Here is a 20,521-nt window from a genome sequence, read left to right as displayed (position 1 = left end):
ACCGCGAATGCCAGGACTTTTAATCCCGGATATTTGCGGTGATGCAGTTGCCGCGTTGGTCCGTCATTGAAGCTTGCAAAATGCGATTTGAATAGGAGACACGGATGAGTTCGCTTTCGGCTACGATTCAGCAAGTCTTCAACGAACCCGGGTGCGCGAAGAATGCCAATAAGTCGGAAGCCGAAAGAAAGAAAGGTTGCACCAAGCAGCTTCAACCCGGCGGTGCAGCGGGTGGTTGCGCCTTTGACGGCGCAAAAATTGCACTCCAACCTATAACCGACGTCGCACATCTCGTGCACGGCCCAATCGCCTGCGAGGGCAACTCTTGGGATAATCGCCCCGCCAAATCGTCAGGCTCCAATATCTGGCGCACAGGCTTTACGACCGATATCAATGAAACGGACATCGTGTTCGGCGGTGAGAAGCGACTTTACAAGTCGATCAAGGAAATCATTGAGAAGTACGATCCGCCGGCAGTGTTTGTCTATCAGACCTGCGTACCGGCGATGATTGGTGATGATATCAATGCCGTATGCAAGGCGGCGCAAGAGAAGTTCGGAAAGCCGGTTATTCCGATCAACTCGCCGGGATTTGTTGGACCGAAGAACCTCGGCAACAAGCTCGCTGGCGAAGCGATCCTAGAGCACGTGATCGGTACCGAGGAACCAGAATACACCACGCCCTATGACATCAACATCATCGGCGAATATAACCTGTCGGGCGAGTTGTGGCAGGTGAAGCCGCTGCTGGACGAGCTTGGAATCCGTATTCTTGCCTGCATCGCAGGCGACGGCCGCTACAAGGACATTGCTTCGTCTCACCGCGCCAAGGCGGCGATGATGGTTTGTTCCAAGGCGATGATCAACATCGCGCGGAAGATGGAAGAAAAATACGACATTCCGTTTTTCGAAGGCTCCTTCTACGGCATCGAGGATTCCTCCGACTCCCTGCGCGAACTCGCGCGACTTCTTATTGAGAAGGGCGCCCCTGCAGAGTTGATGGACCGCACAGAAGCGGTCATTGCCCGCGAGGAAGCACGCGCCTGGGCCGCCATCGCACCTTACAGGAAGCAGCTTGCCGGCAAGAAGGCGCTATTGATTACCGGTGGTGTGAAATCATGGTCGGTGGTCGCTGCACTCCAAGAAGCGGGCATGGAGATGGTCGGCACCAGCGTGAAGAAATCGACGAAAGAGGATAAGGAGCGCATCAAGGAGCTAATGGGGCAGGATGCGCACCTGATCGAAGACATGGCGCCGCGCGACATGTACAAGATGCTGAAGGACGCCAAGGCCGACATCATGTTGTCCGGCGGTAAGTCGCAATTCGTTGCGCTGAAGGCTGGCGTACCATGGCTCGACATCAATCAAGAACGCAACCACGCCTACATGGGCTATGTCGGCATGGTCAAACTGGTGCAGGAGATCGACAAGGCGCTGTACAACCCACTCTGGGCACAGCTCAAGAAGCCCGCGCCGTGGGATGATGCAAGCAAAACCTGGCAGGCGAAGGCGATCGCCGAACTCGATGCAGAAGCCGCAGCGCTCGCTGCTGATCCGGTAGCGGCCGAAGCGCAGCGCCGCTCAAAAAAGATCTGCAATTGCAAATCAGTCGACCTTGGTTCGATCGAAGATGCCATCAAGGCACACAATCTCACAACGGTCGATGGCGTCCGCAAATATACCAACGCCGCTGGCGGCTGCGGCTCATGCTCGATGCGTATCGAAGAAATCTTCGCTTCGATGCAAGTGGCACCTGAGGCGGTGCGCATGATTGCTGCTGAGTGAGATTGCTTCCGATGGCAGAACCAGCCCCATCCGCCAAGGTCACCGTCTCCAAAAAAGCTTGTGCGGTCAATCCGCTCAAGATGAGCCAGCCGATCGGCGGCGCATACGCTTTCTTGGGCCTGCGAAAGGCGATGCCGCTGCTGCATGGTTCCCAAGGATGCACCTCATTCGGACTCACTCTGTTCGTCCGGCACTTCAAAGAGAATGTGCCGATGCAGACGACGGCGATGAGCGAAGTCGCAACCGTGCTCGGCGGTTATGAAAACGTCGAGCAGGCGATCATCAACATTTTCAACCGGCAGAAGCCGGAAATCATTGGTATCGTCTCGACGGGCGTTACCGAGACCAAGGGTGATGATGTCGACGGCTATATCAAGCTAGTTCGCGAAAAGTATCCGCAGCTTGAGAAATATCCGCTCGTCTATGTCTCGACGCCGGATTTCAAGGATGCCTTCCAGGACGGATGGGAGAAGACCGTCGCGAAGCTGGTCGAGGTTTTGATCGATAAGCCAGCGAACACCGCACCACGCGATCCATCGCGAATCAATGTGCTGCCAGGTTGTCATCTGACGCCCGGTGATATTGAAGAGCTGCGGACGATCCTTGAAGATTTCGGCCTGAAGCCAGCGTTCCTGCCCGATATCGGTACATCACTCGACGGCCATATCCCTGAGGATTTCAGCCCCACCACGATCGGCGGCATAGGCGTCGATGAAATTGCGGCCATGGGTCAAGCAGGTGCAACGATCGCCATCGGTGCGCAGATGCGACGCGCCGCTGAGGCGATGGAGGAGAAAACTGGCGCGCCGTCTCGCGTGTTCGAGCGGTTGTGTGGTCTTGAGCCCAACGACGAGCTGATGATGTTCTTGAGTGAAATCACCGGTCGGCCAGTGCCGACGAAATATCGGCGGCAGCGTGGGCAACTGGCTGATGCAATGCTTGATGCGCATTTTTGGCTCGGAGGTCGTAAGCTTGCGATCGGTGCCGAACCGGACCTGCTGTACGATATAGGGACCTTCCTGCACGGCGTCGGCACCCATATCATCGCAGCAGTGACGACAACCCAGTCGCCGGTGCTTGAGCGTCTTCCCGTCGAGGACGTACTAATTGGTGATCTCGAAGATCTCGAAACCTTCGCCAAAGAGCGTGATTGCGATCTACTGATTACGCACGCGCATGGCCGTCAGATGGCGGAGCGCTTGAATATCCCGTTCTATCGATGCGGCTTTCCGATCTTCGACCGGCTTGGTCCGGGTCATCAGTTGAGCATAGGCTATCGCGGCAGCCGGGATCTGGTTTTCGACATCGCCAACCTCCTCATCGAAGACCATGAGAAAAACCGGCAACCGAATCCTGAAACTTGGCGCGACGGCTTCGACAGCCTGAAAGGGCAGTCAAACGATATCCCACTAATATAGGCACGATAGGGAAATGACATGAAAGTCGCCTTTGCAACCCAGGATCTCAAGAGAGTCGATGCACACTTCGGATGGGCCAAAAACATCGCGATCTATGAGATCAGCCCGGAGGGCCACACGTTCGTCGAAGCCATTCAATTCGACGGCGATCTGAAGGAAGACGGCAACGAGGACAAGCTTGCTCCAAAAATCGAAGCCATCAAGGACTGTGCGATTCTGTATGTGGCGGCTATCGGCGGATCGGGCGCTGCACGCGTTGTTGCGAACAATATCCACCCGATGAAAGTCAATCAGCCCGAAGAGATTTCCGACCTCCTCGGGAAGCTGGAAGACGTGCTGAAAGGTACGCCGCCGCCATGGCTGCGCAAAGCTTTGTCGAAAGGCAAGGAACGAACGCTTGATTTCGAGGAATGAGGATAACGATGGCTGAAGCCGCTGCTGTGATCGAAGTACCCGCCGGCATTGATGCGCCGTATGTTAAAGAGCTCATCAAGATATGGCGGGCTCAGGATACCCATGGCGTTTGGGAGGGAAAGAGCGATCTCGAACTTCTCGAGCCATATATCATCGACAAGGAAAAGCGGCGCGCCCTTCCGATTATTGGCGATCCAGATCCCGATACAATTTGGCGTGTGGAACTCTTCTTTAATGCCGTTGCGCTTTCGATCGAGCGCGCGACGGGCGTCATGATTTCGCCGATGCTGAAGATGAGCCACGAGGGCTTTGGCCGTATGGTGCTGATTGGCGGTCGGTTGATTGTCGTCAACAAGCAGCTGCGCGACGTCCATCGGTTCGGCTTCGACAATCTCGGAAAACTTGCCGACGAAGGCACGAAATACGTCAAGGCCGGCGTTGAGATGATCGAAAAGTTTCCTGAAGTGGCAAAATACTAAGGTGGCCCATGAGTGACGTAGATGCTCTCAAAACCGAGATCAAGAAGCTGTCCGCCCGAGCGATGGACGCAAAAATGAATCTCCATGACCTGTCGGAAGAATTGCCGATCAACTGGCAATCGATCATGACGGTCGCCCAAAAAGCCTATGACCTGTTCGGAGAGCTCGAAAAGAAGCGAGCGAATTTACAGTCTCTAGAGAAGGCTTAAACCCGGAAAGCCAACGAACCATGTCCAACCAAACGCGCGACGGTCGTCTTTGGCAGCCTGACTACCTTGTCGCGATTGACGAAAAGAAATGCATTGGCTGCGGCCGCTGCTTCAAGGTTTGCGGCCGGGATGTGATGACGCTCAAAGGCCTCAACGAGGATGGAGAGTTCGTCGCTCTCGATGATGATGATGATGACGAGGTCGAAAAGAAGATTATGGTCATGAATGATGAGGGGGCGTGTATTGGCTGCGGGGCTTGCGCGCGCGTTTGTCCGACCAACTGCCAGACGCATGCGGCGGAGAAAGCAGAGGCAGCGTGAGGGTAGCACAGCGATGAAGCCGGAAGATGCCTATCGATGGCTCATTAACGCTGCGGCAGCGTCCTACGATGCGTTCGATATTCATGTTGTGTCGGCGATCCTTGCCCTCGCTTTGGCCGATGCAAGGATTGGCAATGGCACGATTTTAGAAGGGACAGGGCTCGATAAATCGTCCTTCTCGAACCTTGCCATCGATATGTTTCCAGACATTCACGCGGCGCTGGACATCGAGGCGGGTGATGCCGAGGTGGTCGTTGATGATGAAGAGCAATCTATTCGCGATATTCTCACCATGTTTGCCAGTGGCGCCGGTCCTTTGGAGCGCTCGCTCGTTGCCATGATCGCCCGGCGTTGCAAATGGCCTCATCACCTCTGGCAGGATTTGGGTCTGCGAAATCGAGGTGAGCTTTCGACACTGATGAAAAGACACTTCTCACGGCTCGCTGATAGAAACCGGCAGGATATGAAGTGGAAGAAATTCCTCTATCGCTTGGTCTGCGGATCGGAGGGATTCGTGCTTTGCACCGCTCCGGTTTGTTCGGAGTGCGATGACTTCAAGATTTGCTTTGGAGCTGAAGACGGAGAATCGAGGCTCGCCTGGGCGAGAAATGCGCCGGCAACCGCTGCCTGATCGCCGCGAAATTTAAAGCGCGGTCATTCAATACCTTGTTCCCGGGCTTTCCACATCGCCGCAATGCGGAAGCGTTCGTTGATGGCGGTCGGATTCGCAAGAATTTCGGCTTCGGCTTTCTTGAAGGCCTTGTCGACGATCTCCGCTTCTTCACGCGTAAGTGCCACGCGTCCGGCCATATGCGTCGCTTCCGGCATGACCTCGCGAATAGCGCGCCTGTTAGGATGAAGCTTGACTTCGATCAGCTCGAAGGCCTCAAGAACTCCATCGAGACAAATGGCGAGGCCGACGACCTCAAGCTTTCGTCCGTCCTGCGTGGTTTTGACGAGGGTCGACATGGTCAGCACTTCTCCTGCGCTGCAAGCCAGCTGTAACCGCCTTGATCCCAGAGCTGTGCAAGTGTTTGGTCAGCCGTCCAGGCGGGAAATTGTAGTTTTAGCGCTTTATAATCAGCGTAGAATCGCAAGGCGTCATCATCAATCAAATGTGCGTTCATCCGATCAGGTTTGAAGCGAAGGACGAACGCGGCTTCATCCTCGGAAGCGAACAATTCGTATTCCGGACCTTCCTCGATCATCTTAAAGGGTGTCTTCCCGCTCATCGAAAAGCCTCGCGGCATAGGCTACGCCGCCACTGCAGGCGTATCTTCGGCAAGTCCCCACTCTGCCCAAGACCCGTCGTAGACAGCCGCTGTCTTATGGCCGGCCAAATGCAGCGCCAGCGCGACGACGCAAGATGTGATGCCCGATGCGCACGTCGTCACGATCGGCGAGGCAAGATTGATGCCGGCTGCTTGAATGCGCTCGGATATGGCATCTGGTGCGATGAATGTCCCCGAATCCCGGCCGATGAAATCAGTCCAAGGGATATTGGCGGCATTGGGAATGTGGCCAAGTTTCTTGAACGGGAACACATCTTCGTGCGTACCGGCAAAAGTGCCTGCGCCGCGCGTATCGATGACTTGATCACGTCCTGAACTGAGGTTCGTCTTCATGTCGTCGAGTGTGCGCACGAGCGCGGGAGAGAACTCCGCCGAGAATGATTTTGGCTCTGGCCGCACTGGCGACATCTCGGTCGGAAGCTTTTCTTTGACCCATTTGCCAAAACCGCCGTCGAGTAGTGCAACTTTATGGTAGCCGAAGACCCGGAACATCCACCAGACCCGCGCTGCTGCAGAACCGCCATTCAAGCGGTCATAAACAATGATCTGGTCACCGGTTCCCACACCAAGCAAGCCGACTTTTTTTGAGAAGTCGGCCGCCGTCGGTAGCATATGAGGAAGCGGATTGGATTTGTCAGCGACATGGTCAATGTCGAAGTGAACCGACCCGGGAAGATGGCGCCCGCGGTACTGCGTGCGTCCATCGAGATTTGTGCTGACATGGTGCCAGGTGCAATCAAGGATACGAACACTCGGATCCGTAAGATGCTCAGCAAGCCATTCGCTGCTGACCAACGAGTCTTGATCTGGAGCCGTCATACAAAATTTCCCCACATGTCGGAAAATCGACAACTGTCTTCAACAGGACACATGATATTTCAATTCCACTGCGTGGAAGTCGTCACGGATTTTGTGGCATGGGAAAGCCAGAGCGCGGCTTGGTGTCGTAGTAATCCGGTCGCTCCGGCCATGCACCTTCCGGCATGAACGTGAACTTGGTGAGGACCACCGGCGCTCCGTTCGAACACGAAACTTCCTTGAATTTGATTTCTCGCTCTCCCGGACCGGCAGAAAAGTCGGCGATCACCGTGCCGTCGGCCTTGCGCGCGCGTGCAAATCCAGGTGTGCCGACGCTGACCGCGTTGACGGGATTAGCCGTGAAATTTGGCGTTTCCAGTCCATCGGCGGCTGGACCGAAGGCGGACGCCGCAAACGTGAATGTCGCGAGTACGCCACTGCGATCGACAGGTTTGTCGGCACTGTGAGGGCGAGCAACGGAATAGACCGTCAGAGTGCCACCATCGAGCAGCGTTTTCAGGTCGTCCAGGGAACACTGAGCAAATTCGGGTGCGATATTCATTCCGTTCTCCGCGCATTCGGTTTGATAACGGAAGAACAATCAAATTCTGTGCCATCCAGGTGGAATAAAACAGCAAGGCGTGGATTTGCGCGAATCTTGCAGGGTCGCTTACAGCTCAACGGCGATAAAGGCTGCCGAAAGCTGACGTCGTGACATCAGCTTGTTCGAGCTGGTCTTGAAGAAAGAGGAAAGCATGGACGCGAGTACCGCCTACGCCATTTGCAGCATGAGCGACATCCCAAGCCAGAGGGCGCGTGGCTTTCAACTCTTGCTGATCGATGACAACGGTCTCGAACGGCCTTGGCCGATCGTTATCGTGCGTTGGGGACGGCAGGTCTTTGGCTACGTCAACCGGTGTCCTCACGATGGTGTGAATCTGGACTGGGAGCGCAACCAGTTCCTCGATTCAAACGGCATCAGACTGATGTGCGGCAAGCACGGCGGCCTTTTTGAACTCGGAACCGGCGTTTGCGTCGAGGGACCCTGCAAAGGACGCAGCTTGCAGCCTGTCGCGCTCGCAATCATCGACAATGATATTTGCGTTACGGGCGTCCGGCTTGCTGAAGATGACGAAGAAAGTGAAACCTCAACAGCCGAAGAGCCCACGATTTGATGCTGGCCTAGACCGGACGGTTCTCGTTTCTGTTCTTGACCGGCTGCATTAGCGCGAGACCCTGTTCGAAAGTGATGGGTTCATACGAGGCTTCGAACTTTGCGAGAGCGTCGAGAACGTAGTCAAGTTTGCCGGCCGTATCGAGCTTCTTGATATCATTCTTGTCGATGCTCATCAGATCCAGCGTCTCTTTCCACACCGTCGATTCATCGCAAGGCAGGATAATGAATGTGAGACCGCTGATGTCCACGCAATATTTGGCTAGAAGATCAATGTTATTGCAGAATAGGAGATACTTGCCCGTCGGCCGCAGTAGATCTCCGATCGTATCTGTTACTACGCCGAGATACGCGAAGCTGTGCAGATAGCCCGCAAGGACAGGGATCGTTGGCTCCCCCTCTTCGACGATTGTGAGCACTTGTTCGATGCAAAAGTCCGGCGGGCGCTTTTCATCGGCGACCTGCGTTTGAAACTTCAACGCTATGTCACCGCGAAAACCAAAACGGCCTGGTTTTGTCGTTGGCGCTTTGAGCACCGCATTGAGCAGGCGTCCCTCGTGATCTAGTCGGGCAAGTGCGGTCTTCTCAATCGTCGTTGCGGTTTTCTCGATAGTCGTCACAGGCAATCCCTCGGCTGTCGCATGGATCGGCGCGCGATCCACTTCCTGCAAGTTACACATGCAAGTTGCTTGCCGAATTACGCCAGGCTGCGATCCCCTCGGCCGCGTGCTTGAAAGATTTGGTGTTATCGAACCGCACCGTTGCGACGCGTCTGACGGGTCGCAGACCTGAGAGGTCTACTCGACTTCGCCTACGCTCCGTCGTGCAATGTCGGAAACCAAACATAGTAGCAAACACAACAGCTATGACGTTGTGAAAAGCGCCGCCAAATCAGCGTATTGAGGCATGGCACAGCTCTTGCTCCTAGCCATTGAAACGTCTTCGGGCATTGAAGGGTGAGCAATGATAAATCTGACCAACAGTGCGTTGAATGCAGTTCGCAACGCCATCTCGGGCGCACCCCAACCGGTCGGCGGACTTCGCATCATGGTCGAGGCCGGCGGCTGTGCGGGATACAAGTACATGATGGGCCTCGTCAATGAGGCAGGCCCAGATGACACCGTAATCGAACGCGATGGCGTAAAGGTCTTCGTCGATAACAAGAGCCACGAACTTCTGGCCGGTACCACCATCGACTTCGTGGTGGCTCTCGAAGGCTCGGGCTTTACCTTCGAAAATCCAAACGCGAATTCGAGCTGCTCCTGCGGGAAGTCGTTCGGATAGCGCCGTTTTTACGACGAATGCGCTCCGCGCAGGCCTCGTCACATGCAGAGCTTGAGTTTTCAGCCCAGATCGTAATCAGGGAGAAAAGACGAAATCATGCTTACCGAAACCGCACATTCTACCCAGGAGACGACTTCTGAGGATGAGCGCACGCAGATCATAAGAGCCGTGATCGAAGAGATCCGCGGAAACTTGCAGCGCGATGGCGGGGACTGCCAGCTCGTCGAAGTCAGCGGCAACAAAGTGATGGTCAAGCTGAGCGGCGCCTGCGTGTTTTGCAAACTCAGTAGTTCCACGCTCGAAGGCATCCAGGCCCGCCTAGTCGAGAGGTTGGGCGAATTTGTGCGGCTTATCCCGATCATAGGTGGGATAAAAGCGCAGCACTGAATGAGGTCATCCGTGCGTCCCGTCTATCTCGATAATAACGCGACGACACGCACAGATCCCGCGGTCGTAGCAGCCATGCTGCCCTATTTTACAGAGCAGTTCGGGAATGCCTCCTCGGAGCACCTATTCGGTTCGGGGCTTGGCGAGGCTATGAAAGACGCACGCAATAATCTGCGGGCTCTGATTGGCGCGGTCTTGCCTCATGAGATTATTTTTACATCAGGCGGAACTGAATCTGACAATGCAGCAATTCTCTCGGCGCTAGAAACTCAAGCGGGACGTGATGAGATTGTAACGACGAACGTCGAGCATTCAGCGATCCTCACGCTCGTTACCCATCTTGAAAGGATCGGGCGCGCCAAAGTGCATATCATCAGCGTCGATCGCCAAGGACGGCTCGATGAGGAAGCCTTTGCGCGTGCGCTCGGGCCGCGGACAGCAATCGCATCGGTCATGTGGGCGAACAACGAAACCGGAACGATCTTCCCTGTCGATCGCTTGGCGAAGATGGCGCACAGCGTCGGCGCACTATTCCATACGGATGCCGTGCAAGCTGTCGGAAAGATGCTGATTGATCTGAAATCTTCTGAGATCGACATGCTCTCTCTATCAGGCCACAAGCTGCATGGTCCGAAAGGCATTGGTGCGCTGTACGTCCGCAAAGGTGTAAAGTTTGCGTCTCAAATTAGAGGGGGGCATCAAGAGCGCGGACGGCGCGGCGGTACTGAGAATGTTCCCTCGATCATCGGACTGGGAAAAGCCGCCGAACTAGCAATGTCTCGCTTCGATGAAGAAACGACGCGGGTGCGCGCGTTGCGTGATCGCCTCGAGGATGGGATTTTGCGAGTGGGTGGCCCGTGCTTCGTCAACGGCGACAAGCGCAACAGGCTGCCTAATACATCGAATATTGCATTCGACGGGCTCGATGGTGAGGCCATCCTTACGCATATGAGTCGAGCGGGGATCGCAGCTTCCTCGGGCTCAGCGTGTACCTCCGGTTCGACAGAGCCTTCTCATGTATTACGGGCAATGAGTGTTCCGGTCACGGCGCTCCATGGGGCTATCCGCCTCTCGCTGTCGAGAGACAACACGGATGCCGATGTCGATCGAGTCTTGGAAGTTTTGCCGGGCATTATCGCAAAGCTAAGAGCGATGTTGCCGTCGGTACCCGGGAGGCCGGTAGGCTCTAACGCGCAGAGTTATATGTGAAGTGACATTTTGTTTCGTGCGCAGTGCGACCGGTATCGACCCGGTCAATCTCTGAGAGCATGTCCGTCGGTCTGATCGGCTGCGAACAAAGGAGTTGAATTGATGAAAGTGATGATCCGTCGCTCTCCGGAGACAGGTTTGTCCATTTACGTTCCGAAGAAGGATCTCGAGGAGCCAATTGTCGAGTCGCAGCACGAGACACTTTGGGGTGGCTGGATTCGTATCGCAAATGGTTGGGTTCTCGATTTGCCTGAATTGGCTGCCGATACGCCCCTTCCAATTACGATCAATGCGCGTAAACGCGGTGAAGAGGACTGATGGCCATGAATGCGCCCGTTCCCTGCACAGATATTTTGAAGTTGGACGATGCAGAGGCGCTGCTCGCCAAGATCGCGAGTGAATTGAAAACGGGAACGATTATTCCGTATCTCGGACCGGGATTGACGGAGCTTTCAAAGCCAAGCGTCCCGATGACGCCGGAAGCCCTTGCTGCTTACTTCGGCGCAAAAGTTGCGCTGCCGCGGCGGGCAAAAGGAAATGCGTGGGCATCTGCTCAACACATCGAGAGCATGAAGCATCGCTCAACCGTCTCGGCGTTGATGACTGAAGCATTCACGCCAGCGATAGAGCCGACGCCGCTGCATCGCTATCTGGCATCTTTGCCGCTGCCTATGATCGTCGACGTCTGGTACGACGGGACGATGCGCGCAGCGCTGAGTGAAAGAAATGACTGGAGTGAGATTCAAGGCATCACGCGTGCTGGCATCGGCGAAGACCGTTGGTATCGCTTTTATGATGCAGCCGGAAACGAAGCCGACCGTACGGCCATCGAAGCTTGTACGACGCTGCTCTACAAGCCGCATGGCTCGATCGCCCCAGCAAAAAACTATCTGATTTCGGATGCAGATTACGTCGAGGTGCTGACGGAAATCGACATTCAGACGCCAATTCCCGATGCGGTGAAGGATCGTCGTACCGATCGGCGTTTCCTTTTTATCGGTTGCCGATTTCACGATCAGCTTCTTCGAACCTATGCGCGCCAGGTGACGAAGCGTTCCGCCGGCGAGCATTACGTCCTGGTCGATCCCGACGGCCTGACTAAGAATGAGATGCGGTTCTTCATGACGCACGGCCTGACGCCGATCGTCATTCCGCTCCCGAAGGCCGCAGAGATTATCCTGAAAGCGGCTTGAAAATTTCGCTCATCGAATATGTTCGAGACCGCGAACAAGTTAAATGCGCTGACGCTGCGCTCGCCGACGATGGGGCGCATCGCACGCGCAACCCATCGTCCAATCTTATGCGTCGGAAATCGCACCAACAACAACGTTGCCGCTGTCGTTTTTCCAACAGCTCAAGGGTGCGCATCGTTCGCATGTCAGCATCACCACAGCGCATTTAGTCGGAAAAATGCAGACCTTTCGGAGAGTTATTCAAAATCTAATCACTGGCACGCGAGTTGCGTATCGCCATCATCAGGAGGTGTTGCACGCATCGGCGGCGCAACGCCAAACGACGATAGCACCCACGTGCAGCACACTGCACGACTGTCAGCGAGGATTTGAGATGCAGGACGTATCGGCGCACCAGGAAGCGAGTGGATCCGAAGCGAAGCTGGAAGCGGTGATGCAGCAGATCGCGGACCACAAGGGCTGCGGAACGCACGGCGGAAGCGGCAAGGCCAGTTGCGGATCGCAAGCGGGCCAGGGCGATCTACCGACGGAGATTTGGGAGAAGGTCAAGAACCATCCCTGCTATAGCGAGGAAGCTCATCATCACTACGCGCGTATGCATGTCGCGGTCGCGCCGGCGTGCAACATCCAATGCAACTACTGCAATCGCAAATACGACTGCGCGAACGAATCTCGTCCGGGCGTCGTCAGCGAGAAATTGACACCCGAGCAGGCGGCGAAGAAAGTTCTGGCGGTGGCCTCGACTATTCCGCAGATGACGGTGTTGGGCATCGCCGGCCCGGGCGATCCTTTGGCAAATCCGGAGAAGACGTTCAAGACGTTTGAGCTGATCTCCAAGACCGCTCCCGATATCAAGCTGTGCCTATCGACGAACGGCCTCGCACTGCCAGACCATGTTGATACGATCGCGGGCTTCAATGTCGACCACGTGACGATAACAATCAATATGGTCGACCCCGAAATCGGCGCCAAGATTTACCCATGGGTATTTTGGAAACATAAGCGTTATACGGGCGTCGAGGCCGCGAAGCTTCTGACAGATCGGCAATTGCAGGGCCTTGAGATGCTCACTGAGCGAGGCATCCTCTGCAAGGTCAATTCTGTGATGATCCCAGGCATCAACGATCAGCATCTGGTCGATGTGAACAAGGCCGTGAAGTCTCGCGGCGCATTCCTGCACAATATTATGCCGCTGATCTCTTCTCCCGAGCATGGCACGGTGTTCGGCCTGACTGGGCAACGCGGTCCCACCGCGCAAGAGCTCAAAGCGCTCCAGGATTCTTGTGAAGGCGAGATGAACATGATGCGCCACTGCCGTCAGTGCCGCGCCGACGCCGTTGGCCTTCTCGGCGAAGATCGCTCTGCAGAATTCACGACCGACAAGATCATGGAGATGGAAGTCGATTACGACCTGGATTCACGCAAGGCATACCAAGCCAAGGTTGAAGAGGAGCGCGTCGCCAAGGTCGCCGCGAAGCAAGAGGAGCTTGCCTCGATGGCAGGTGAAGTGAGTGACATCAAGCTTCTCGTCGCTGTGGCGACAAAGGGTTCGGGGCTTATCAACGAGCATTTCGGTCACGCCAAGGAGTTCCAAGTTTATGAACTCTCGACGTCTGGCGCAAAGTTCGTCGGTCATCGCCGCGTCGACCTCTATTGCCAGGGCGGTTACGGCGAGGAGGACAGCCTCGAGACGATCATTCGTGCGATCAACGACTGCCACGCAGTGTTTGTCGCAAAGATCGGAGGTTGCCCAAAGAGCGACCTCCAGAAGGCGGGTATCGATCCCGTCGATCAATACGCGCACGAGTTTATCGAAAAATCCGCGATCACTTGGTTCAAGGACTACCTATCAAAGGTGAAGAGCGGCGAGACAGAGCACGTTCAGCGTGGTGACGCCGAAATTCGGCAAGGCGCACTGACCGCCGCCGCTTGAGATCGATGATTAGGAGACATCAATGACACTGAAGATCATAGCCTCTCAATGCACGAGTTGCTCCGCGTGCGAACCCGAATGCCCGAACGTGGCGATTACGGAGAAGAATGGCACGTTCGTGATCGATCCAAAGAAATGCACGGAATGCATCGGGCATTTCGACTCGCCCCAGTGCGCTGCGGTCTGCCCAGTCGATGACACGTGCGTTATCGACACCTCATACCCTCGCTACCAGCCGCCGGCGTGAGCGAAAGGAGACCACGATGAATCTCATACTCACGCCTGCAGCGCAGAAATTTATTCATCTCATGTTGCGTGCGGATGGCGGACCGGGAAGTGGTTTCCGGCTTGCCGTCAGTCCGGGAGGTTGCTCAGGATTGTCTGCGGACATCAGCGTGAAGAACGCTCCAGAGCCGGGAGACGCGGTCCTGGAGCAGGACGGCCTCAAATTCTTTTTGCCCGCGGAGAGCCGCATTCTTCTTGAAGGCGTGACCATCGACTTTAGCGACAGTGCTGCCCAGACGGGTTTCGTCTTTCATGATCCCAAAGCGACCGCATGCTGCGGCTCGGGGCAGCCTGCTGAAGCCGTGCAATGAGGAAACGAAAGTGATGGTGGGCTCGGTTGGGCAAGCGGCGCCGCATTCCGTCTTCGAAGATGCTCTCCTTTCAAATGCTCTGTTAGGAGGCGGTCTTCCGGACGACGCGGAGGATCATTTGTGGCAGGCTGCGCTCTCCTATCATTTAGATGACGTCGCGGAGCGCCACCTCCGTCAGGCGGAGGCGCTCGCACCCGGGCACGCAGCGGTGCTGATCGGGCTCTATCGTTTCTACTTCTACAAGGGTCGGCTGTCGGAGGCACTCGGCATTGCAAAACTGTGTCTTGAGAAGGCATCACGCGAAAACAATCTCGTGCCGGATTGGCGTGAAGTCGCTGCAGCAGATGCGCCATTCGGCGATTACGAGGAGATACTTCCTCGCTTTTTCCTCTTTACACTGAAGGGATACGCCTATCTCCAAATGCGGCTCGGCAACCTAGAGGAAGGTCGAGCTGCCGTCCTCAAACTTATCGAACTCGATTCCACAGACAAGATCGGCGCAAAGGTCCTTCTCGGTGTTCTCGATCGGATGGGACATGACGATGACTGATGACATCGACGAAGCCCGAGACTGGCTGGGGAATGAGGTGAGTTGCGCGTCGTGCGGTCATGGTGCGCTGAACGCTGCCGGTAGGTGCCGGCTGAAGCACGCTTGCGTCAACGATCGCTACGCCCGGCGGATCGATCGCTTCTTCAATTGGAATCCGGACCTCGCGAACGCCTACGTCGCCCATGCACATTTTGAGGTGCGAGCAATTGCGGCCAAGCACGCCGATGTGTTTCTCTTGCCGCCGCTTCTTGATGACCAGGAGGAGACCGTGCGCTGGAATGCGGCGCGCCGATTGCCGAAGCGTCTCATCTTGCGTTTGCGGACTGATCCCCATCGGGAAGTGCGAATTCGTATCGCCTCGCTTCTCGACGGCGCCGAGCTAACGCCGATGTTATCGGACACCGATTATTACGTCCGCCTGGTCGTTGCCCGGCGTATTGCGCCGGCATTGCTCGCGCGGCTTATGGACGATGAAGAACCGGAAGTTCGTCGCGTCGTTGCTCGGAGAATTCCTACCGATTGGTTGTTCCGGATGGTGGAAGACGCGGATTCGGCAGTGCGACTCGAGGTTGCTCAGCGTCTGTCATCTGATCTCCTCTTCTGGCTTCGGAACGACCCAGATTGGCGCGTACGCTACGAAGTGGCGAGCCGCGTACCGGATACGCAAATCGCCGAACTGGCGAACGACGGCGACGCGCTCGTGCGTGAGATGGCGCGCTCGCGCCAATCGATGGCGCTTCGTGACAGACTGATGGCTATTTCGACATGAGCAATATTGTCCGCGATAGCGATGTGGTGGAGATTTCCGAGCCACCATTTTTCAACTTCGGAGAGAAGGTGAAGGCGAAGCGCGTGATCCGTAATGACGGAACTTACGCTGGCAAGGAGATCGGTGAGATCTTGGCCAAGAAAGGCGAAGTCGGATACGTCGTCAGCATCGGAACGTTTCTTCAGCAATTTTATATTTACGGCGTCGAGTTCACCGAAAGCGGTAATCGCGTGGGTATGAAGCGCAAGGAGCTGGAACCCGTCATCCCGCACGACGGTGATGAGGATTTGCCTCTGCCGGAGGCAATTTCGGCTGGAAGAAAATTTCCATGATCGAACCGCGGCTGCCGAAATACCAATGGGGACAGCGCGTCAAGGCGACCATAGACCTTGATAACGACGGCTCGTTTCCGGACGCCCCCGACCAAGGCCGACTGGTGAATGTCGGTGACACTGGAGAAATCGTCCAGGTCGGCACACACACCGAGGCGAACATTCCGGTCTATTTGGTCGAGTTCGGCGAACGGCTCGTTGTGGGCTGCTTTGAGGAAGAGATCGTCCCGGTTTAGAAAGGCGAGTCTGTCATGAACTTGGCGACATTAACGCACTCGGTGGTGGTGGGCTTGGCTGCCCATCCTAACGATCTCGATCTCCGACGGATTGAGCGCGCGCTCCAATCGCGCAGGCGTTATCGCTACGTCTCGCCGAGCGTGTCCGCGGTGTCGGGCGGCTATCGCATAGCGAGCCCATGCTGCTCAAGGAACATCGATCCTGATGGCCGCGTCATCGATGTCGCGTTGCTGATCTATGAGGCCGATCGCGGGAGCTGGCAGCTTTTCCGAAAGGACCACGAAAACGCGGTCTGGGAATTTCACAGCGCCTATGCACGCCTGACTGATCTTTTGGACCAGTTGAACGCCGATGCCGAGCGAAAATTCTGGCAATGACGTCGATGCACGCACGACAAAAACAGCGCAAAGAGAAGAGGATTGCGAATGCCCATCGGCTCTGACGACCTGACGGCGATCGATGAAGTTCTCTCGGCGCAACCGGGCGATGTCCAGGTTTTTGGCGACCTTCGCAAGCGCTTGCCACACCTCTCATGGACACGATGTGACGCTTCGGACGTAATCGAAACACCGTTTCGCACATACAGCCAGTTTGACATTCATCTTTTGGATGCGGCCGATCACTGCGTGCGGATCACGTCCGATCTGGCACAGGCAACGGGCATTATTCTCGCGAAACGGAGCACACACGCATGATCGAGCCGGCAACGCTGGATGGCGTCGTGAAAGGTGATGATACCCTCATTGAGGGAGGAGACGAATCCTTCATTCCGTTATCGGATCCCGATGTCACCATTGCGGAACTTGAGGCCGTTAACGCGGTCATGACGTCTCCGAGGCTGTCTAGCGGTCGGGCGGTCGAAGCATTTGAAGCCGCATTCGCGGGATATGTTGGCCGCAAGTATGCCATCGCTGTCCCTAGCGGAACGCTTGGACTTCTATTCACCCTTGCCGCTTACGAGGTAGGTGCAGGCGCGGAAGTCATCGCGTCGCCTTATTCGTTCCGCGAGACTCAGCACGCCATCAGCATCGCCGGAGCGCGACCGGTTTTTGCCGATATCGATTATTGGGCGGGAACGCTGGTCTCGGCAAAGGTCGAAGCCCGCATAACCGAAAAGACGCGAGCCATCGTGGCCTCCAACAACAACGGGCACCCGGCGGCCTGGGCCGATTTGCGTGACGTCGCCAAAAGGCACGGTCTCATCCTAATCGAAGACTCCACCGAAGCGATCGGCTCAAAATATCAGGGTGCGCTGGTTGGGACATTCGGTGACGCGTCCGTGTTCGATTTCTCGCAACCCTCGCCTTTGGTCTGCGGAGAGGGCGGCATGGTTGTTACCGATGACGTTGATCTCGCGGTGACAATTCGGCGGCATCGGTCCCACCGCTTGGAAGAGCGATCGTCCGTCGTCGTCAGTGGGACGCCTGCTTATCAAGCCGGAATGAGCAACATTACCGCGACACTCGGTCTCGCACAGCTAAAGCGGCTAGACGAAATTCTTGAGCGACGCCGGCTGACGGAGCACCTCTACTACAGGCACGTCCAGTCGTTTGAGGGCATCAAAGATCCCTACGTCGGGCCGGATGTAACCGAAGTGAACTGGTTCCTCTATCTGGTGCATCTTGGAACACGATTCACCCGCTCCAGCCGAGACGCCATTGTCGAAGATTTGCGTGTTGAGCAGGTAGAAGCAGCCGCGTACTGCAATCCGCTGCATCTTCAAAGGCATTATTTCGATCTTGGCTATCGCCGCGGCGATTACTTGGTGGCGGAGAAGGTGGCTGATCGCGCCGTCGCGCTGCCGTTTCACACGCATCTGACCGACGACCAGATCGGCTTTATCGTTTCGACGATGAAGGACGCTTCGATCAACGTCGGCGCAGGAGCTGCGATCTATCTATAGCAAGAAAAAGCGAGGAGTTATCAATGGCAACGCTGACCATAATGCCGGCAGACAAATCCATCGAAGTGGCGGACGGAACGACTTTGCTCGCCGCAATTCTCTCTTCGGGAATCGATTTTCCGCACAATTGCGAGGAACAAGGTTGTCGGGGCGGTTGCCATGTCTTCGTCCAGGAGGGACGCAAGGGACTTTCGAAGATTGCGCGCGAGGAAAACGAGAAGCTCGACTCCATCGTCGGCGTCGGTTCCAAGTCTCGTCTTGCTTGCCAGGCCAAGGTGCTTGGAACCGAGAACATCAAAGTTGAACTTTTGGGCTTCGGATCAGGTCTATGAAATTCTATGGAGACGAGAAATGGAGCAGAATAACCCAGTGCTGATTCATACGAGGTTCGCTCCGAACGGCACCGTCGTCGAAATCAGCGAGAGGCCGCCGGCATTGCCGGCGCAGGATTGGTTCAATTTTCTAAGTGACCGCGCTGGTGGTTCCTACCAGGCCCTGGCAGGCGGTCGAGGCGTGTTTCGCTTGACCAGAGAACGCGTCGACGCATTGAAGGCAGAGAGCATGCCGAGTGCCGCTGAATGAGATCTCCGTGGGCGGAGACGGCGTGAACGATCATTCAGCGCAATCGGAGCATGAAGCCCTTTGATAGGGCTTCATGCTGTATGAAGAGCGCCAGTGCTTCCGCCTTCGTGGCGGGGCGAGGCCAGCCGGGCAAGATGCATTGCTTGCCCCGTGAGGACGAGATGTCAGCGGAAACAAACGAAGTCTTCATCATTTGCGCGGTCGACAGCCTCGAAATTGGGGGCGCCAAAGGGTTTAGTTTGCTGCGCATCGAGGACGGAGAAAGTAGGCCGTTTCGAATTGTCGTTGTCCGAATGGGCAATAGCGACTTTGTCGGCTACGTGAATGCCTGTCCTCACGCTGGCGTCTGGTTGAACATCGGGGCCGGCGAGTTTTTCAGTCCGGATGGGGCGTTCCTGAAATGCGGCCGCCACGGCGCGCTCTTCGACATCGAGACTGGTCTGTGCGTCGATGGGCCATGCAAAGACAAAGCTTTGGAGCCGGTCAAGCTCGCCGTATTAGATGGCGATGTCTGTGTTTGCGATATCGCATTGGAAGATGACGAGCCTGGTGATCCTTTTGCCGATCTCGACGATACGATGGAAATCATGATTCATCCCAACTGACCTAACCGAAAGTCACGTCAAGCAGGATGGAAAGGGAAAACGTGGTGGGGGCTGCGCAGCAAGACTGCCGGTATTTTGTGTCCTACAGCGGCGTGAAACTTCCGTTTCAGCTCATCAACCCTGTCGCGGAGGAAGCGCTCTCAAATCGCAATACCTACATCGAGGCCTACTTTGACGAAGCGGGGAGGTTAAAGGGGTTTGATAAAATGGTGTACGGCGAAGTCAAACTTAGTCATCGCTATGACTTCCATGGCAACGGCGCACTGAAGGTCGCTGAGATCGTCATGCTCGATGAAGAGCCTATGACTTTGTATTTCGACGAAGTTGGCGCCCAAATCCCAAGCGCATAGAAGCGAGACATTAGCCATGAACATAGGCCAACTGATCGAAATGCTCTCCACCATGCCGAAGGATGCAGTTGTTCTGATCGAGAACGGCGTGGGACTGTCCAGTATCGGCGCGCTCGAGTTCATCGACAGCCAGGGGCTTGGCGCACCCGCCGAGGTCATCTTGCAACCGAGCAACGATGAATAGTAGTCCTCCCCGCCGATAAACGCCTTGTGGCGTCGGAGGCGCGAGAGCAACGCCAATTCGCACGAGAGACGATCGGAGAACCTCAATGACGGAGCCCAATACCGAACTATCGATGTTCGAGCGCATCGGCGGCGCAGATGTCATAGATCGTTTGGTGGAGAACTTTTACGCGAGAATGGATACGTTGCCGGAGGCCAGAACAGTTCGCGATATGCATGACTCGGATCTCGGACCCATCGCTAAGGACCTAAAGCGGTATTTGTCCGAATGGACTGGTGGTCCGAAGCTCTATTCGGTTGAAAAGGGCCACCCACGATTGCGCCAACGGCATTTTGGATTTTCGATCGGGCCTGCAGAACGCGATGCTTGGCTTCTTTGCATGCGAGGTGCGCTCGACGATGAGATCGCGGATGTCAAAGCAAAGGAAGAGTTGTTTGCGACAATTGCCAAACTCGCAGACTGGATGCGCAACCAAGCTGGAAACCCGCACGACGCTCGCGCCGCTCGGCCTTAGTTAGA

Annotated in this window: 34 protein-coding genes; 29 read left to right on the top strand and 5 right to left on the bottom strand. The window is 55.9% G+C overall.

What is annotated here, in order from left to right; translation table 11 throughout:
• The first annotated feature begins 104 nt into the window (after nt 1–104).
• From nifE to HYP802_RS0118905, 7 genes are read left to right on the top strand one after another with little or no spacing between them, the layout of a single operon-like run.
• Entirely contained in the window at nt 105–1,784 is a 1,680-nt protein-coding gene (gene nifE, locus HYP802_RS0118935; RefSeq protein ID WP_013949287.1) for a nitrogenase iron-molybdenum cofactor biosynthesis protein NifE, read from the top strand.
• 11 nt (nt 1,785–1,795) lie between these two features.
• Nucleotides 1,796–3,202, top strand: a complete 1,407-nt coding sequence (gene nifN / locus HYP802_RS0118930; RefSeq protein ID WP_013949286.1) for a nitrogenase iron-molybdenum cofactor biosynthesis protein NifN — start codon at nt 1,796–1,798, stop codon at nt 3,200–3,202.
• 18 nt (nt 3,203–3,220) lie between these two features.
• Complete coding sequence (nifX, locus tag HYP802_RS0118925) at nt 3,221–3,616, top strand: nitrogen fixation protein NifX (protein WP_013949285.1); 396 nt, start codon at nt 3,221–3,223, stop codon at nt 3,614–3,616.
• Nucleotides 3,617–3,624: 8 nt separating this feature from the next.
• Nucleotides 3,625–4,095, top strand: coding sequence for a NifX-associated nitrogen fixation protein (locus tag HYP802_RS0118920; RefSeq protein ID WP_024276335.1), 471 nt, complete (start codon nt 3,625–3,627; stop codon nt 4,093–4,095).
• A gap of 8 nt (nt 4,096–4,103) precedes the next feature.
• The gene (locus HYP802_RS0118915; RefSeq protein WP_013949283.1) at nt 4,104–4,304 is read left to right on the top strand and encodes a CCE_0567 family metalloprotein; all 201 of its coding nucleotides are present in this window, start codon (nt 4,104–4,106) and stop codon (nt 4,302–4,304) included.
• A 20-nt stretch (nt 4,305–4,324) separates the two neighbouring features.
• Complete coding sequence (gene fdxB / locus HYP802_RS23350) at nt 4,325–4,624, top strand: ferredoxin III, nif-specific (RefSeq protein ID WP_081741000.1); 300 nt, start codon at nt 4,325–4,327, stop codon at nt 4,622–4,624.
• 13 nt (nt 4,625–4,637) lie between these two features.
• On the top strand, nt 4,638–5,255 hold the full coding sequence (locus tag HYP802_RS0118905; RefSeq protein WP_024276333.1) for a nitrogen fixation protein NifQ: 618 nt from the start codon (nt 4,638–4,640) through the stop codon (nt 5,253–5,255).
• Between the two features lie 23 nt (nt 5,256–5,278).
• Here the strand turns inward: HYP802_RS0118905 and HYP802_RS0118900 are convergent, their stop codons facing one another.
• The 4 genes from HYP802_RS0118900 to HYP802_RS0118885 all read right to left on the bottom strand — a co-directional run bounded on the left by HYP802_RS0118900 (nt 5,279) and on the right by HYP802_RS0118885 (nt 7,276).
• Nucleotides 5,279–5,593 carry a hypothetical protein gene (locus HYP802_RS0118900; RefSeq protein ID WP_013949280.1) on the bottom strand — a complete coding sequence of 105 codons (315 nt, stop codon included), beginning with the start codon at nt 5,591–5,593 and terminating at the stop codon, nt 5,279–5,281.
• Nucleotides 5,594–5,595: 2 nt separating this feature from the next.
• Nucleotides 5,596–5,856 (bottom strand): hypothetical protein, encoded by a 261-nt coding sequence (locus HYP802_RS0118895; RefSeq protein WP_013949279.1) that lies wholly within the window; start codon nt 5,854–5,856, stop codon nt 5,596–5,598.
• Nucleotides 5,857–5,877: 21 nt separating this feature from the next.
• Nucleotides 5,878–6,735, bottom strand: a complete 858-nt coding sequence (locus tag HYP802_RS0118890) for a sulfurtransferase (RefSeq protein ID WP_013949278.1) — start codon at nt 6,733–6,735, stop codon at nt 5,878–5,880.
• Between the two features lie 82 nt (nt 6,736–6,817).
• Nucleotides 6,818–7,276 carry a hypothetical protein gene (locus HYP802_RS0118885; protein ID WP_013949277.1) on the bottom strand — a complete coding sequence of 153 codons (459 nt, stop codon included), beginning with the start codon at nt 7,274–7,276 and terminating at the stop codon, nt 6,818–6,820.
• Between the two features lie 193 nt (nt 7,277–7,469).
• Here HYP802_RS0118885 and HYP802_RS0118880 point away from each other — a divergent pair, with 193 nt between their 5' ends.
• Nucleotides 7,470–7,889, top strand: coding sequence for a Rieske 2Fe-2S domain-containing protein (locus HYP802_RS0118880; RefSeq protein WP_013949276.1), 420 nt, complete (start codon nt 7,470–7,472; stop codon nt 7,887–7,889).
• A 7-nt stretch (nt 7,890–7,896) separates the two neighbouring features.
• On the opposite strand, the gene HYP802_RS0118875 is transcribed toward HYP802_RS0118880, so the two are convergent.
• Nucleotides 7,897–8,508: a hypothetical protein gene (locus tag HYP802_RS0118875; RefSeq protein ID WP_024276332.1), complete on the bottom strand. Its 612-nt coding sequence runs from the start codon at nt 8,506–8,508 to the stop codon at nt 7,897–7,899.
• Between the two features lie 343 nt (nt 8,509–8,851).
• Here HYP802_RS0118875 and HYP802_RS0118870 point away from each other — a divergent pair, with 343 nt between their 5' ends.
• From HYP802_RS0118870 to HYP802_RS0118775, 21 genes are all read left to right on the top strand, one after another.
• Nucleotides 8,852–9,172, top strand: a complete 321-nt coding sequence (locus HYP802_RS0118870) for an iron-sulfur cluster assembly accessory protein (RefSeq protein ID WP_013949274.1) — start codon at nt 8,852–8,854, stop codon at nt 9,170–9,172.
• A gap of 96 nt (nt 9,173–9,268) precedes the next feature.
• Complete coding sequence (locus tag HYP802_RS0118865) at nt 9,269–9,559, top strand: NifU family protein (RefSeq protein WP_013949273.1); 291 nt, start codon at nt 9,269–9,271, stop codon at nt 9,557–9,559.
• A 12-nt stretch (nt 9,560–9,571) separates the two neighbouring features.
• Complete coding sequence (gene nifS, locus HYP802_RS0118860; RefSeq protein WP_024276331.1) at nt 9,572–10,768, top strand: cysteine desulfurase NifS; 1,197 nt, start codon at nt 9,572–9,574, stop codon at nt 10,766–10,768.
• A gap of 102 nt (nt 10,769–10,870) precedes the next feature.
• On the top strand, nt 10,871–11,086 hold the full coding sequence (gene nifT / locus HYP802_RS0118855) for a putative nitrogen fixation protein NifT (protein WP_013949271.1): 216 nt from the start codon (nt 10,871–10,873) through the stop codon (nt 11,084–11,086).
• A 5-nt stretch (nt 11,087–11,091) separates the two neighbouring features.
• Nucleotides 11,092–11,961: an SIR2 family protein gene (locus tag HYP802_RS0118850; RefSeq protein ID WP_024276330.1), complete on the top strand. Its 870-nt coding sequence runs from the start codon at nt 11,092–11,094 to the stop codon at nt 11,959–11,961.
• A 373-nt stretch (nt 11,962–12,334) separates the two neighbouring features.
• A complete protein-coding gene (gene nifB / locus HYP802_RS0118845) occupies nt 12,335–13,894 on the top strand; it encodes a nitrogenase cofactor biosynthesis protein NifB (RefSeq protein ID WP_024276329.1) in 1,560 nt (519 codons plus the stop codon).
• A 22-nt stretch (nt 13,895–13,916) separates the two neighbouring features.
• Nucleotides 13,917–14,141, top strand: a complete 225-nt coding sequence (locus HYP802_RS23345) for a 4Fe-4S binding protein (protein WP_081740999.1) — start codon at nt 13,917–13,919, stop codon at nt 14,139–14,141.
• 16 nt (nt 14,142–14,157) lie between these two features.
• Nucleotides 14,158–14,490, top strand: coding sequence for an iron-sulfur cluster assembly accessory protein (locus tag HYP802_RS0118840; RefSeq protein ID WP_013949268.1), 333 nt, complete (start codon nt 14,158–14,160; stop codon nt 14,488–14,490).
• Between the two features lie 13 nt (nt 14,491–14,503).
• Complete coding sequence (locus HYP802_RS0118835; protein ID WP_024276328.1) at nt 14,504–15,040, top strand: hypothetical protein; 537 nt, start codon at nt 14,504–14,506, stop codon at nt 15,038–15,040.
• Nucleotides 15,033–15,809, top strand: coding sequence for a 4Fe4S-binding leucine-rich repeat protein (locus HYP802_RS0118830; RefSeq protein ID WP_024276327.1), 777 nt, complete (start codon nt 15,033–15,035; stop codon nt 15,807–15,809). Before HYP802_RS0118835 ends, HYP802_RS0118830 begins: the two co-directional genes overlap by 8 nt.
• On the top strand, nt 15,806–16,141 hold the full coding sequence (locus tag HYP802_RS0118825) for a nitrogen fixation protein NifZ (RefSeq protein WP_024276326.1): 336 nt from the start codon (nt 15,806–15,808) through the stop codon (nt 16,139–16,141). Before HYP802_RS0118830 ends, HYP802_RS0118825 begins: the two co-directional genes overlap by 4 nt.
• A complete protein-coding gene (locus HYP802_RS0118820; protein WP_013949264.1) occupies nt 16,138–16,377 on the top strand; it encodes a nitrogen fixation protein NifZ in 240 nt (79 codons plus the stop codon). Before HYP802_RS0118825 ends, HYP802_RS0118820 begins: the two co-directional genes overlap by 4 nt.
• A gap of 15 nt (nt 16,378–16,392) precedes the next feature.
• On the top strand, nt 16,393–16,755 hold the full coding sequence (locus HYP802_RS0118815) for a DUF3024 domain-containing protein (RefSeq protein WP_013949263.1): 363 nt from the start codon (nt 16,393–16,395) through the stop codon (nt 16,753–16,755).
• Between the two features lie 48 nt (nt 16,756–16,803).
• A complete protein-coding gene (locus tag HYP802_RS0118810) occupies nt 16,804–17,073 on the top strand; it encodes a hypothetical protein (protein ID WP_024276325.1) in 270 nt (89 codons plus the stop codon).
• A complete protein-coding gene (locus HYP802_RS0118805; protein WP_013949261.1) occupies nt 17,070–18,281 on the top strand; it encodes a DegT/DnrJ/EryC1/StrS family aminotransferase in 1,212 nt (403 codons plus the stop codon). The genes HYP802_RS0118810 and HYP802_RS0118805 overlap by 4 nt, the downstream gene beginning before the upstream one ends.
• A 23-nt stretch (nt 18,282–18,304) precedes the next feature.
• On the top strand, nt 18,305–18,613 hold the full coding sequence (locus HYP802_RS0118800; RefSeq protein WP_024276324.1) for a 2Fe-2S iron-sulfur cluster-binding protein: 309 nt from the start codon (nt 18,305–18,307) through the stop codon (nt 18,611–18,613).
• A gap of 19 nt (nt 18,614–18,632) precedes the next feature.
• On the top strand, nt 18,633–18,863 hold the full coding sequence (locus HYP802_RS0118795; protein ID WP_024276323.1) for a hypothetical protein: 231 nt from the start codon (nt 18,633–18,635) through the stop codon (nt 18,861–18,863).
• 50 nt (nt 18,864–18,913) lie between these two features.
• On the top strand, nt 18,914–19,468 hold the full coding sequence (locus HYP802_RS0118790) for a Rieske 2Fe-2S domain-containing protein (RefSeq protein WP_348623704.1): 555 nt from the start codon (nt 18,914–18,916) through the stop codon (nt 19,466–19,468).
• Between the two features lie 26 nt (nt 19,469–19,494).
• On the top strand, nt 19,495–19,818 hold the full coding sequence (locus HYP802_RS0118785) for a DUF6156 family protein (protein ID WP_029671105.1): 324 nt from the start codon (nt 19,495–19,497) through the stop codon (nt 19,816–19,818).
• Nucleotides 19,819–19,834: 16 nt separating this feature from the next.
• Entirely contained in the window at nt 19,835–20,002 is a 168-nt protein-coding gene (locus HYP802_RS23885; RefSeq protein WP_197022734.1) for a hypothetical protein, read from the top strand.
• An 85-nt stretch (nt 20,003–20,087) separates the two neighbouring features.
• Nucleotides 20,088–20,516 carry a group II truncated hemoglobin gene (locus HYP802_RS0118775; protein WP_024276321.1) on the top strand — a complete coding sequence of 143 codons (429 nt, stop codon included), beginning with the start codon at nt 20,088–20,090 and terminating at the stop codon, nt 20,514–20,516.
• Nucleotides 20,517–20,521 lie beyond the last annotated feature (5 nt).

The sequence above is a fragment of the Hyphomicrobium sp. 802 genome (assembly GCF_000526135.1).
Taxonomy (GTDB): Bacteria; Pseudomonadota; Alphaproteobacteria; order Rhizobiales; family Hyphomicrobiaceae; genus Hyphomicrobium_B.
The sequence above is the reverse complement of the archived record's forward strand: the minus strand, read 5'-3'. Positions and strand labels throughout refer to the sequence as shown.